14 protein-coding genes are annotated in these 12,348 nt (G+C 39.1%); 11 read left to right on the forward strand and 3 right to left on the reverse strand.

Annotated elements, in window-relative coordinates; translation table 11 throughout:
* Position 1: 1 nt before the first annotated feature.
* From CHH58_RS01355 to CHH58_RS01375, 5 genes are all read left to right on the forward strand, one after another.
* Positions 2–814 carry a MetQ/NlpA family ABC transporter substrate-binding protein gene (locus CHH58_RS01355; protein ID WP_095233043.1) on the forward strand — a complete coding sequence of 271 codons (813 nt, stop codon included), beginning with the start codon at positions 2–4 and terminating at the stop codon, positions 812–814.
* Positions 815–910: 96 nt separating this feature from the next.
* The gene (locus CHH58_RS01360; protein ID WP_095261888.1) at positions 911–1,813 is read left to right on the forward strand and encodes a macrolide 2'-phosphotransferase; all 903 of its coding nucleotides are present in this window, start codon (positions 911–913) and stop codon (positions 1,811–1,813) included.
* Positions 1,814–1,927: 114 nt separating this feature from the next.
* Positions 1,928–2,350, forward strand: a complete 423-nt coding sequence (locus CHH58_RS01365; RefSeq protein ID WP_095233041.1) for a MarR family winged helix-turn-helix transcriptional regulator — start codon at positions 1,928–1,930, stop codon at positions 2,348–2,350.
* A 127-nt stretch (positions 2,351–2,477) separates the two neighbouring features.
* Positions 2,478–3,500 (forward strand): NADH:flavin oxidoreductase/NADH oxidase, encoded by a 1,023-nt coding sequence (locus tag CHH58_RS01370; RefSeq protein ID WP_095261889.1) that lies wholly within the window; start codon positions 2,478–2,480, stop codon positions 3,498–3,500.
* 147 nt (positions 3,501–3,647) lie between these two features.
* Entirely contained in the window at positions 3,648–4,481 is an 834-nt protein-coding gene (locus CHH58_RS01375) for a glycerophosphodiester phosphodiesterase family protein (RefSeq protein WP_095261890.1), read from the forward strand.
* Between the two features lie 90 nt (positions 4,482–4,571).
* Here CHH58_RS01375 and CHH58_RS18530 read toward each other — a convergent pair whose 3' ends face one another.
* Positions 4,572–4,844 (reverse strand): GNAT family N-acetyltransferase, encoded by a 273-nt coding sequence (locus CHH58_RS18530; protein WP_249274999.1) that lies wholly within the window; start codon positions 4,842–4,844, stop codon positions 4,572–4,574.
* A 352-nt stretch (positions 4,845–5,196) separates the two neighbouring features.
* Between CHH58_RS18530 and CHH58_RS01385 the strand changes: the two genes are divergently transcribed.
* From CHH58_RS01385 to CHH58_RS01400, 4 genes are all read left to right on the forward strand, one after another.
* Entirely contained in the window at positions 5,197–5,745 is a 549-nt protein-coding gene (locus CHH58_RS01385; RefSeq protein WP_095261891.1) for a class I SAM-dependent methyltransferase, read from the forward strand.
* A 96-nt stretch (positions 5,746–5,841) separates the two neighbouring features.
* Positions 5,842–6,345, forward strand: a complete 504-nt coding sequence (locus CHH58_RS01390; protein WP_095261939.1) for a DUF402 domain-containing protein — start codon at positions 5,842–5,844, stop codon at positions 6,343–6,345.
* 14 nt (positions 6,346–6,359) lie between these two features.
* Complete coding sequence (locus CHH58_RS01395; RefSeq protein ID WP_095231126.1) at positions 6,360–7,595, forward strand: Zn-dependent hydrolase; 1,236 nt, start codon at positions 6,360–6,362, stop codon at positions 7,593–7,595.
* A gap of 107 nt (positions 7,596–7,702) precedes the next feature.
* Positions 7,703–8,137, forward strand: coding sequence for an NUDIX hydrolase (locus CHH58_RS01400; RefSeq protein ID WP_095261892.1), 435 nt, complete (start codon positions 7,703–7,705; stop codon positions 8,135–8,137).
* 67 nt (positions 8,138–8,204) lie between these two features.
* On the opposite strand, the gene CHH58_RS01405 is transcribed toward CHH58_RS01400, so the two are convergent.
* Entirely contained in the window at positions 8,205–9,335 is a 1,131-nt protein-coding gene (locus tag CHH58_RS01405) for a 2-methylaconitate cis-trans isomerase PrpF family protein (RefSeq protein WP_095261893.1), read from the reverse strand.
* A gap of 137 nt (positions 9,336–9,472) precedes the next feature.
* On the opposite strand from CHH58_RS01405, the gene CHH58_RS01410 reads away from it, so the two are divergent.
* Together CHH58_RS01410 and CHH58_RS01415 are read left to right on the forward strand one after the other, a co-directional pair.
* The gene (locus tag CHH58_RS01410; RefSeq protein ID WP_095231123.1) at positions 9,473–10,342 is read left to right on the forward strand and encodes a LysR family transcriptional regulator; all 870 of its coding nucleotides are present in this window, start codon (positions 9,473–9,475) and stop codon (positions 10,340–10,342) included.
* Between the two features lie 122 nt (positions 10,343–10,464).
* Positions 10,465–11,772, forward strand: coding sequence for a CitMHS family transporter (locus CHH58_RS01415; protein WP_095261894.1), 1,308 nt, complete (start codon positions 10,465–10,467; stop codon positions 11,770–11,772).
* A 235-nt stretch (positions 11,773–12,007) separates the two neighbouring features.
* On the opposite strand, the gene CHH58_RS18265 is transcribed toward CHH58_RS01415, so the two are convergent.
* The gene (locus CHH58_RS18265) at positions 12,008–12,175 is read right to left on the reverse strand and encodes a hypothetical protein (RefSeq protein ID WP_170937478.1); all 168 of its coding nucleotides are present in this window, start codon (positions 12,173–12,175) and stop codon (positions 12,008–12,010) included.
* Between the last annotated feature and the right edge of the window lie 173 nt (positions 12,176–12,348).

A 12,348-nucleotide genomic window follows, 5' to 3' on the forward strand; every position in this document is an offset into this window, starting at 1 on the left:
AGTGAAAAAAGCTATTTTAGTGTTAATTGCCGCAGTGTTTACAGCAGTTTTAGCAGGATGCGGTTCCGGAGAAAGCAGTGCCACATCAGATAAAAAGCTCGTTTTAGGTGCAACAATACCGTATAGCGACATGCTGGAAAAAGGGGTGAAACCGTACCTGGAGGATAAAGGTTATACAGTCGAAGTAAAGGAGTTCAACGACTATGTGCAGCCGAATAAATCTTTGGAGACCGGTTCACTAGATGCCAATCTTTTTCAGCACAAAGTTTATATGGACGCTTTCGCCGAGGAAAATAATATGGAGCTGACTAGTGTTATAACAGTTCCAACAGCACCTATCGGAATTTATTCAAATGAATTCAAGTCATTAGATGAAATAAAAGATGGAAGCACAGTTGCACTCGCTAATGATCCGACTAATCTCGGGCGGGGTCTGACAGTGCTGAGAGAGAATGGGCTAATTGAGATCGATGAAAATGCTGATCCATTGCGCGTCACTGAGAAAGACGTTACAAGCAATCCGAAGAATTTGAAATTTGAACCAGTCGAAGCAGCTCAGCTGCCACGTACATTGGAGTCAGTTGATTTGGCAGCTATTAACGGGAACTTCGCTATATCAGCTGGCATCGATTTAGCGACAGCACTCGCACTCGACGAATTGCCGGAGGATATCCAAAACCGAGTAGTTGTCTCAACAGAAAACAAAGATGAGCAATTTGTGCAAGATATAAAGGAAGCGGTAGAGTCGGAGGAGTTTGCTAAGGTGATTGAGGAAGATTTTAAAGAATTTCATAAGCCTGAGTGGATGAAGTAATAATTTAAAAGAGGGGAGATCCCTCTCTTTTTTGTGTATGTTTAATATAGGAAATCTTGAATTCTAAATCCGTCGATTAAAAAAAGAGGAGGAATAATTGTCTTGAAGAAACAGCAAGCTGTTGAGATTGCAAAGGGTTATGGTTTGGATGTAAAAGAAAACTCGATAATATTCAATGAGTCCGGTTTGGATTTTAAGGTTGCTTACGCTGAAGATAACAAAGGGAATGAATGGGTACTTAGGTTTCCAAGACGTGACGATGTCATGAAGAGGACGATCGTGGAAAAGAAAACACTGGATGTAATCAACAAACATGTCGATTTTGAGTTTCCTCTTTGGGTGGTCTATGAAGATGATTTGATTGCGTACAGAAAATTGACCGGTGTTCCAGCAGGTACGATTGATGCAGAGATTCAAAGCTATGTATGGGAGATGAATCACGAAAATGTCCCTGAAACATTTCATCAGACATTAGCTAAAACTTTAGCAACCTTACACACCATTCCGATAGATGAAGCATCTAAAGCTGGTTTATTAGTCCACACAGCAGAGGAAGCTAGAAAATCAATGAGAGAGCGTATGGAAAAGGTTAAAGGGACATTTGGTGTAGGAGAATCTTTATGGGAACGCTGGCAAAACTGGATCAATAATAAGGATTTATGGCCAGAAAAAACAGGTCTCATTCATGGAGATTTACATGCAGGTCACACGATGATTGATAAAGATGTAAAAGTAACTGGTTTGATTGACTGGACTGAAGCAAAAGTAACGGATGTAGCAAATGATTTTGTTTTCCAATATCGAACGTTCGGGGAACCAGAATTAGAGAAATTAATCGGCTATTACAAGCAAGCAGGAGGTATTTACTGGCCAAATATGAAAGAACACATCATTGAACTTAATGCTGCTTATCCAGTGGCAATTGCTGAGTTTGCAATCATCTCAGACTTGGAAGAGTATAAGCAAATGGCAAGAGAAGTATTAGAAATTAATAATTGATTTTAAAGCTGTTACTACTACCTATCTAATATCGATAAATAAATTTGAGCTCCCCTTTCAATTCCAGTATAGTAACATGTATAGCATTCGAGATTAGAATAGGTGGAATATCTTATGAATACAGACCATGAGTTTATGGATGAATGGTTGTCTCTTGATAATTTACAATTGAAAATAAAGAAAGAACTGGAAAACGTTCTGCAAAAAGAATATAGCTTATCAATTAAAGAGTTTTATGTATTGTATTATCTATCCAAGGCCCCCGAGAAGAAACTACGTTTGCAGCAGCTGCAAGAATTGATAGGGCTCAGTCAAAGCGCGCTATCTAGATTGGTTGCAAATATGGAAGCCGACAGCTGCGGTGCATTGCAGAAACATATGTGTACAGAAGACCGCAGAGGAACGTATACGCAGATGACAGACTTAGGGGAGAATAAGTTGCAGCGCGGTCTCCAATCGTTTCATGAAGTAATACGTACTAATTTTGCTCAAGTTGACTCTGAACAAGCACTTAAGCAATTACTGCAGAAATTATAAGATGTTTACAAAAAAGTACCTGACAGGGTACTTTTTTTATATGCCTTTCATTTGACAGAGTTAAATTAAAACGATAAATTAAATGCATGCGTTATGCATATAATTTGTTCGCTAAGGAGTTTTCAACATGCAAAATTTGTTTAGTACTTATAAAATAAAAAATCTAGAGCTGAAAAACAGAGTTGTCATGCCGCCGATGTGCCAGTATTCGGTAGAAAAGAAAGACGGAATTGCTAATGACTGGCATTATCTTCATTATGTCAGCAGAGCAGTTGGCGGTACAGGATTTATTATTGTTGAAATGACAGATGTAGAGCCGGATGGTAGAATCACGGATTATGATTTAGGTTTATGGTCTGATGAGCAAGTTCCAGCTCTTACAAAAATTGTAGAGGCTGTACATAGCCATGGAGCAAAAATCGGTATCCAAATCGCTCATGCGGGACGCAAAGCAGAAGATGCAGCTGAGCCAGTGGCACCATCCGCTATTCCATTCGACGAAAATTCCAAAACACCAAGAGCCCTTACAACAGAAGAAGTGAAGGGGATGGTCGAGAAATTCCGCTTAGCTGTAAGACGTGCGGTACAAGCTGGTTTCGATGCAATCGAAATTCATGGTGCTCACGGTTATCTTATTCACCAATTCCATTCTCCACTAACGAATAAGCGTGATGATGAATATGGTCAGGACCTGACTAAATTCGGTCGTGAAATTATTGAAGCAGCAAAAGCAGAAATGCCAGCTGATATGCCATTGATTATGCGAATTTCTGCAAGAGAATATGTCGAAGGCGGCTATGGTATAGAGGAAAGTATCGAATTCTCTAAAGCATACAAAGATGCAGGTGCGGATGTGTTTGATGTTTCTTCCGGCGGTGAAGGACAGATTGCAGCTTGGGGAAGACCAGGTACACATGCAGCTTACCAAGTACCATTAGCACGTCAAATAAAAGAAGCACTACAAGTTCCGGTTATGGCCGTCGGCAGACTAGATGATCCAATATTGGCCAATGCGGTTATCGGAAACGAAGAAGCAGATCTTGTCCAAGTTGGAAGAGGAATGCTTAGAAATCCTTACTGGACTTTGGAAGCTGCTAAGCAGTTGAGAAAAGAGAATATTGTACCGAAACAGTATGAAGCTGGATTCTAATCTAAATTAAATGGCCCCCTATATTTAGGGGGCTTATTTTATATAAAATGATGAATTTTATTACGTGTAATGAGCTAATATATAATATTTAAGAACAAGCAATAATATATTGTAATATTTCACCTGTTATGGTAGTTTAGTAAAGTTATGAAAAAAACATCTATTTTTTACTTATATTTATCCATTTTATTTATTCTTTCATCATGTACACCTGCTGTTAAAGAGGAAGGGGAGAATAATAATATACCTACATATAAACCATTAATTATCGCACACAGAGGGGCTTCTGAAATAGAGCCTGAGCATACTTTTTTATCTTATGACCGAGCGGAGAAAGACGGAGCGGATTATATTGAAATCGACTTGCGTCAGACTGAAGATGGGCAGCTAGTAGCAATCCATGATGAGGACGTGGATCGCATAACAGATGGTTCTGGAATGGTTGAAAACTTAACATTAGAAGAACTGAAACACCTTCATGTCGATAAAGATCAGGAGATTCTAACACTTCAGGAGATTGTAAATCATTACGGTGATTCCGTCCATTATTATATAGAAACGAGAACAGATAGCGAAGGCAATATAGGAATGGAGGAGCAGTTGGTCTCTATCCTCAATAGCAAGGATCTTATTAAATCGAAAAGAGTAATTATCGAATCATTTTCAGAAGAAAGCATGAAGAAAATCCACGAACTTAACAACGATATTCCTTTTGTTAGATTATTGCGTAAAGCAGAGGTTCAAGAACTTGATGATGATACTATGCAGCATATTAAAAATTATGCAATAGGTGTAGGGATATATGCGGGTAGTGTTGATGCTGATTTGGTTAGAAAAATTCATGACTATAATCTTCAGCTCCATGTCTATTACTATGATGATGAGAAAAATTTGACCGACAAAATGTTAGATTTAAGAGTCGACGGTATATTCACTAATAATCCAGATTATGCAATTTCAGAAGTGGGTTCATTAAATTAATGAGCCTGCTTTTTCATTAGATGTGAAACGGACCACTTTTATAATAAACTTGGTAACTAAACAAGAAACCTTCACGAGTTTCCTTCTTTATCAGTTCCAATCTTTTGCCATAATGATAAAGTTAAAAGAAGTTCCTCTAATTGTATCTTCAAATTCGCCTCTCTTTAAAAATCCTACTTTTTCATATGTTCTTATTGCTCGCTTATTAAAGTCTGCAGCAGCCAATTCAAGATGGTCATAATTAAACCGTTGTCTGCCTTGTTCAATGATTGCCTTGGAGAATTTTGAACCAAGACCTTCGCCAGTGAGAGAGGGCTTCATTTGCAGTCCAACTACTAAAATTTCAATTTCATCTTCTTGCACATTATAAAACTCGTAATTGACAGTCAAATTACCTTCTTCGTCAACAACAGAGAATGCTCGGTCTAGTGAATGCTTTGCTGGAAAGACTCAATCTTTTCTTTCTGTATATTGTTGTCGTAAAAGGAATAAAAGTCTTCATAAGTCCAAGTAACAAACTCTTTAATATCATTACGTGTTCGTTTTCTAATAAAGAATTCCATGCAATAATAGACCTCTTTCTACATAATTGTGTCCACTCGATATAAATTACGACCTTCACCTTATCATTTAAAACTATGATAGACTAACTTTATCAAATATTGCCAAAATTGTAACTACCATAAAAATCATAATCGAAAGGTGAAGTGATGCTATGAAGGAGATAAAAATAGTTATAGGGGCAGGTCCATACATGAATAACCCAGATTGGTTACATACACAGAAGGAAGAAATGAATTTATTGGACGAGAAAACATGGCAGATCAGGTTCAGCAAAGGTTCCGTAAAAGCAATACTAGCTGAGCATGTATGGGAACATCTCACTTATGAAGAAGGTTTAGAGGCCGCGAAGATCTGCTTACGTTATCTACAGTCTTCTGGCTATATTCGTTGTGCTGTTCCAGATGGGTATTTTCCGGATGAAGCTTACCAAAATATTGTGAAGGTTGGAGGGCCTGGACCAGAAGACCATTCGGCTGCCAGTCATAAAATAGTATATAACTATAAATCATTAACAGAAATGTTCGAAGCTGCCGGGCTTAAAGTTAAACTTCTTGAGTATTTTGATGAAAAGGGAAACTTTCATCAAAACCGCTGGGATGGAGCAGATGTAGTCATCTTTCGATCCAAGAAGTATGATCCTAGAAACCAAGGAGAAAAAATTGTTGCTCCTTCACTTATAATAGATGCTATTAAGTTGTGATAGAAGGTACCTTTGATATCCAGAAATAATAGGATCATGAGAATCTTATAGAAGGTAATATCACCAATAGACTAGGAGAGGGTACCTTTGAATAAAATGATACATATGAAATCATTGAAATATCCCGACATTCCGCACTATGAATGGAAAGGTCACTTATTGAGAAAAACGCCAAAGTATGTGATGGTGCTTTGTGAAAGTGGCAGAGAGATGAAACACCATACGAAAAATACAACCTTTACGATGAATGTCACGTCGCTTGAGTACTTCTTCTTGAAAGAAGGTTATACAATAGCCATGGAGATTGAGGAAGGAAAAATACATTCGTATTACTGCAATATTGCGATGCCTTCTGTGCTTAATGGGAATCAACTTAGTTTTGTGGATTTAGATCTGGATTTAGTGAAAGGAAGAAATGAAGACTGGATGGTTGTCGACGAAGATGAATTTGAGACCAACAGTGTAAAGTATGGTTATCCTGCTGAATTAAAAGAATATGCTTTAAAGTCATTGAATGTATTACAAAAGAAGATAAAGGCGGCTTCGTTTCCTTTTGATGGAAGTGGACTGGAAATAGTAAAAACATATTATCCATTATAATGCTGGAGGTAAATATGGATTTAAAACGTTTAGAGAAGACATTACATGACATTAATCAATTTGGTCATTCAAAAGAGGGAGTAACTCGTTTAGCTTATTCTAAAGAAGAGCGACAAGCAGCCGAACTTTTTAGCAACCTTTGTAGACAAGAAGGAATGAATGTTCGGATTGATAGTTGCGGAAATGTAATAGCACGGAGGGAAGGGACTAATCCTAATCTTCCTGTCGTGGCATGCGGTTCCCATTTAGATACAGTAATTCAAGGTGGGGAATATGATGGTACATTAGGTGTTATTGCTGCACTTGAGGTCGTTCGCAGCTTAAACGATAAAGGAATTAAAACAAAACATCCAATCGAGATTATTGCTTTTGCCTGTGAAGAATCCTCAAGATTTGGTGTTTCTACAATAGGAAGCAAGGCAATGGCAGGCTTATTGAAGAAGGAATCTGTGGCTGAACTTAGGGATAGTGAAGGGAAATCTATAACTGATTTATTTTCTGAATGTTCCCTTAACTTCAATGAAATAGAAAGAAGTATCCGTAAGAAAGAGGACTTTAAAGTATTCTTTGAATTGCATATTGAACAAGGACCTGTGTTAGAAAGGCAATTAAAACAGATTGGTATAGTTACAGGAATTGCTGCTCCTACACGGTTTGAAATAAATATAAAAGGGCAAGCATCGCACTCAGGAACAACACCAATGCACTATCGAAAGGACGCCTTTTTGGGTGCAGCAGAAATAGCCTTGCAGCTCGAGCAAGCAGCTATAATAGAAGCTAGTAACGGAACAGTGGCAACAGTAGGTGCATGTGAAGTAAAACCTGGATCAATGAATGTGATACCAGATTTGGCGACAATGAAAATCGACATACGAGGAACTTCACTTGATTCAAAGAATAGAGTCATTGAAGAATTATTTACTTCAATTAAGCAAGTAGAGGAGAAGCGCAATATTAGTATTGAATATAAAGAGTTGAGTAATGAGCGTCCTATCAATCTTGATAAAGTAGTAACTCAATCCTTGGCTGAAAGCTGTGAGCAAAAAGGATATGCATATATGCATATGGCGAGTGGAGCTGGGCATGATGCAATGAATATGGCAAAGCTTTGTGCTACAGGATTAATCTTTGTTCCTTCCAAGGATGGCTTAAGTCATCATCGTGACGAATATACAGCAATTGAGCAGATTGGTATAGGCGTTAGCTTATTGGAAATGGAAATTCTAAAATGGGCAGGTTATATTCATTGAGAAACTGTCTTAGGAATCTAATAGTTACGCCCTAAGTTTTCTTTTATATCATACTTGATAAATGGTATTACTTACAAAAAAAGAGAGAGTTATAAGGAGGATTCTCAATGTTTGTAGTCAATGTAGAAGGTGCCATTCACCGTGACGGTAAGTGGCTGATGATAACAAGAAGTGAAAAAGAAGAGCATGCAGCAGGGTGCCTTTCCATGGTTGGCGGTAAGTGTGATTTGGAAGGTGTATCTTCTGATATTCTGGAAAGGACTCTAAAGCGAGAGATCTACGAAGAAGTAGGCATTGAAGTGGAAGATTTTACTTATGTGAACAGCTCTTCTTTTGTTACGGATAAAGGGACTCATGTTATTGATATTGTTTTTCTTTGTCAGCATTTCACTGGTGAACCTTATGCAAAAAGTACAGAGGAAGTGGGAGAAGTGATGTGGATGACGACGGAGGAAATACTGATACATAAAGATACCCCTTCCTACTTAAAAGAGAATATTACACTAGCTGCGAACAAGTTCACTTTGATAAGAGGAGTCTGAGTTTCAAAGGGATTTGATTTTAAGTTGGATAAAGACCAAGAAAAAGCTGTCACAATGGACAGCTTTTTTAATTCTTTGCAGCCATAACTTCTTTCAAGTTATAGTTCTGCTTTACGTATGCAGTGCCCTCAAGAATCCTTCTGGCTGTACGGATTACCTTTATTTCTGACAAGCTGGCGTACGCAGTCTCAGTAATGCCGGATGGATGGGCAATGCGCAAGCTTCCCGTTGTATTAGTTGCAAGCTTATGAGGCAATGTTCCAGGAATAGCGCATGCTGCAGTGGTGCAAATTGCTCCAGTTATTGCAAGTGCTTCATGAGGTCTTTGCATCGATAGCATACGTACATGGATATCCATATCTTGAGTGGAGTAATTGTTCTCATTTGTATCAATAAAGGCTTTAGCTTTTCCTATCAATGTTAGTTTTGGTACTGCCGGGGATAGCTTAGTAGCTTTATCTCTAGTAGCAAATCCACAACGTTCAGCAGCGACTGAACGTATTTCCTCGCATCGTTGCAGGTCTGCGTCCGTGAAGGAATCTGGCAGAATGGTTCCTTCCAAACCAAGTTCAGCAGCTTCTACAAAAACTAAAGGATTGGCAGCATCAACGATAGAACAGACGATACTGCCAAAGCTCGTCTCAAGTAAATCAGTAGCATTTCCGGTAGGCAGTAACTCACCTGTTACGGATCCTTCGGCATGACAAAACGTTAAAGCTATTTCCGAGCCATAACCAGGTACTCCAGGTATGGCCGTCGAACCTGTTATTTGAACGTCACCATTTTTAACAGCTACTTCGGCAATGATTAACTTTTGAGTATTCGTATTCCATATTCTTACAGCGGTTGTTGGCTCGGTGGCAGTGACAAGTCCTTCCTGGATTGCAAAGGGACCAACGGCAGAAGATATATTGCCGCAGTTTCCGTTCATATCAACTGTTTCATCTGTAATACTTACCTGTGCGAAGGTATAGTAGACATCAAAGTCTTTGTCTGGCTCTGCTTTTCTTATAATGGCAGCTTTGCTGGTTAATGAATTTGCACCTCCCAATCCATCAATTTGCCGTTTGTCGGGGCTACCCATCAAATCGAGAAGAAAAGGCGTCCAGTTCTCCTTATCAGCAGGCATGTCTGTTTCATGAAGAAAAACTCCTTTACTTGTGCCGCCGCGCATGTAAACAATACGAATCTTTTCCATCTGCTCACGTCCTTTTGGGGATGAAGTAGTTTATACTGACAGCATAGTCCGGAGTATTGATAAAATAAAATACAATTATTTTTATTAAAGTTTAAATTTATTTTATAACTGTGAGAAAGTACCTAGGAGGGTGAGCAATGGATGAGAAAGATTGGATCTTATTAAAGCTATTAGGTGAAGAAAAGAGTGTAACGAAAGCCGCGGAACGATTATTCACTTCTCAGCCTTCATTGACATACCGGATTCAAAAGATTGAAGAGAACTTTCATGTGAAACTTTTTACCAAACGTAACAGAGGAATCACGTTGACAGCTGAGGGAGAGTATCTTTCTGAGTATGCCGTAGAGATGCTGCGAAAGCTTAAAGAAACGAAAGATGCATTAGCGAACCTAGGAGAAGAGGTTCAAGGCACGCTTCGTTTAGCGGTTTCCAGTAACTTTGCTCAATATAAGCTGCCAGGCTTGCTGGCGAAATTCTCTTCTGTCTATCCGAATGTCCAATACAATGTACAGACTGGTTGGAGTACAAGAGTGATGAAATTACTGGATGAGGGGGATGTACACTTGGGTATACTGCGTGGGAACCATCGCTGGCAAGGAGTGAAGGAAATTCTGACAAGAGAGCAACTGTATGTAATTTCTAAACAGCAAATCAGTATTGGGCAGCTGCCTCTTCTTCCTTTCATTAAATACAATACCGATACTTCCTTGAAAACGATCATTGATGGATGGATACATGAGCATTTACAGCATGCACCGCTTACAGCAATGGAAGTAGATCGGCAGGAAACGTGTAAAGAGATGGTTAAACACGGTTTAGGTTATTCGATAGTGCCTGAAATTTGTCTCCGTGAATCCGATCAGCTATACCGTATCGGTCTGACAAATGAAAAGAAAGAGCCTTTGCTTCGTGAAACATGGTTAATGTATGACCCTAAATCACTCGATCTTCAAGTGGTGAAGGCGTTCATCGGTTTTCTGAAACAGGAACAGCATGTATCAATATAAAAAATACTTATGAGTTTTGCAAAAATAGTTATATTTAACTTATCTCCTGCTATGTAATATGCTATGTCAAATGCTTCTTCACACAAGTAAATGAAAGCGTATTCAGAGAGAGGGGAATTAACATGCTGACGATACTAGGGTTTTCCATGATGATTGTGTTTACTGTACTGATTATGTCTAAAAAGCTTTCTCCTATTGTTGCCTTGACGATTACACCGATTTTCTTTGCTTTGATTGGAGGTTTTGGAGGAAGTCTTGGGGATATGATTTTAGAAGGACTGCAAACAGTCGCCAGTTCAGCAGCCTTACTGTTATTCGCTATCTTGTTTTTCGGAATCCTTATTGATGCTGGGCTATTCGATCCTTTGATTAAGAAGATTCTCGTACTTGTAAAGGGAGACCCAGTTAAGATTGCGATTGGGTCAGCTGTACTGGCAATGCTTATTGCACTAGACGGCGATGGGACGACCACTTATATGATTACCGTTTCTGCAATGCTGCCTTTGTATAAACGGATCGGTATGAATCCATTGGTTATGGCAACAGTTGCGATGCTTGCTTTGAGTATCATCAGTGGTATGACCCCTTGGGGAGGTCCTGCAACAAGAGCAATCGCGGTGCTAGGATTGGATCCTTCTGAATTCTTTGTTCCGCTACTGCCCACTATGCTTGGGGGTATAATTTTCGTCGTCTTTACTGCCTTTATGCTCGGTCTTAAAGAGCGGAAGCGCATAGGTGTAATGAAAATCGAGACCAATTCCTATGGATCTGAACCATATATGGCGGCGGCATTAGAAGGAGATTTATTGAAACGGCCAAAGCTGCGCTGGATTAATTTGTTTCTTGTTATAGCTATCTTGGTATTGCTAGTTATGGGGATCATGCATCCAGCTGTACTTTTCCTCATAGGTTTTGTGTTGGCTCTATCCATCAATTACCCAAATATGCAGATGCAAAAGGAGCGTATTGCTGAACACGCTAGCAATGCAATCACAGTTGTATTACTTGTATTTGCAGCAGGCGTATTCGCGGGAATTTTATCTGGAACAGAAATGGTCAATGCAATAGCAGGTTCTATTGTCGCAATCGTTCCGCCTTCCATGGGTGAATTTTTCCCAGTGGTCGTAGCTATCACAAGTCTTCCATTAACCTTTGTCCTTTCAAATGATGCTTATTACTTCGGAATGGTACCTATATTTGCTGAGGCTGCATCAGCTTACGGTGTTGATCCTGTCGAAATCGCAAGGGCATCCATCTTAGGGCAGCCAGTACATCTTATGAGTCCGCTTGTAGCCTCTACAATACTTCTTGTCAGCATGTTGAAAATTGATCTTGGTGCATTTCAGCGATATGCAGTAAAATGGGCTGTTTTGACTTCATTATTTATAATTCTTGTAGCGGTAATAACGGGTGCCATCACATTTAGATGAATAGACCTTTTAGTACAGGCCATTAAAGTCACCGTTTCACCAACGCATATAAGTGGAAGATGAAAGAAGCACCAGCCATTGGCTGGTGCTTCTTTTTTATGCAAAACACATGAGCAAAGCATTTACTTAGATCCGAAACGCCGTAGTAATGAACGGATACCGAAGTAAAATGTACTACCGATTGCTAAAATAATAATTAAGATTGTGATTGTATTTCCCATGAATGTTCTCCTTTTTAAGGTCCAATCTGAAATAAACGCAAAATGCCGCGGCCGATCCACAGGAGGAAACGCAAAGGTAAAAACAGCAGTTCTGGTACATAAAGAAGAATATCGATAATATCCCATTTGTGATTCGGATCAGCTTCCCTTTTTCGTTTTTTCCGTCGTTCACGCAGTGTCAACAGTCGTCTCTCCCTTTGGAAAAAATAGGTTATATTTATCTTATCATAATTTACTAACAAAACGTGTTATTTAGAGAATGTTCAAGCTATCTCATCTTGACAAATGTTAGGATCCGGAACACTATAAAAGAAAGCGCTTTCCAATTAGGGTCAAGCAGAGACTTGATAAAGGG

The sequence above is a fragment of the Terribacillus saccharophilus genome (assembly GCF_002272745.1).
Lineage (GTDB): Bacteria > Bacillota > Bacilli > Bacillales > Amphibacillaceae > Terribacillus > Terribacillus saccharophilus_B.

Excerpts from the sequence above, each read along its gene's own strand:
- CHH58_RS01365 (WP_095233041.1), top strand. The coding sequence starts at position 1,928 with ATGAATACAGACCATGAGTTTATGGATGAATGGTTGTCTCTTGATAAT.
- CHH58_RS01370 (WP_095261889.1), top strand. The coding sequence starts at position 2,478 with ATGCAAAATTTGTTTAGTACTTATAAAATAAAAAATCTAGAGCTGAAA.
- CHH58_RS01375 (WP_095261890.1), top strand. The coding sequence starts at position 3,648 with ATGAAAAAAACATCTATTTTTTACTTATATTTATCCATTTTATTTATT.
- CHH58_RS01385 (WP_095261891.1), top strand. The coding sequence starts at position 5,197 with ATGAAGGAGATAAAAATAGTTATAGGGGCAGGTCCATACATGAATAAC.
- CHH58_RS01390 (WP_095261939.1), top strand. The coding sequence starts at position 5,842 with ATGATACATATGAAATCATTGAAATATCCCGACATTCCGCACTATGAA.
- CHH58_RS01395 (WP_095231126.1), top strand. The coding sequence starts at position 6,360 with ATGGATTTAAAACGTTTAGAGAAGACATTACATGACATTAATCAATTT.
- CHH58_RS01400 (WP_095261892.1), top strand. The coding sequence starts at position 7,703 with ATGTTTGTAGTCAATGTAGAAGGTGCCATTCACCGTGACGGTAAGTGG.
- CHH58_RS01405 (WP_095261893.1), bottom strand. The coding sequence starts at position 9,335 with ATGGAAAAGATTCGTATTGTTTACATGCGCGGCGGCACAAGTAAAGGA.
- CHH58_RS01410 (WP_095231123.1), top strand. The coding sequence starts at position 9,473 with ATGGATGAGAAAGATTGGATCTTATTAAAGCTATTAGGTGAAGAAAAG.
- CHH58_RS01415 (WP_095261894.1), top strand. The coding sequence starts at position 10,465 with ATGCTGACGATACTAGGGTTTTCCATGATGATTGTGTTTACTGTACTG.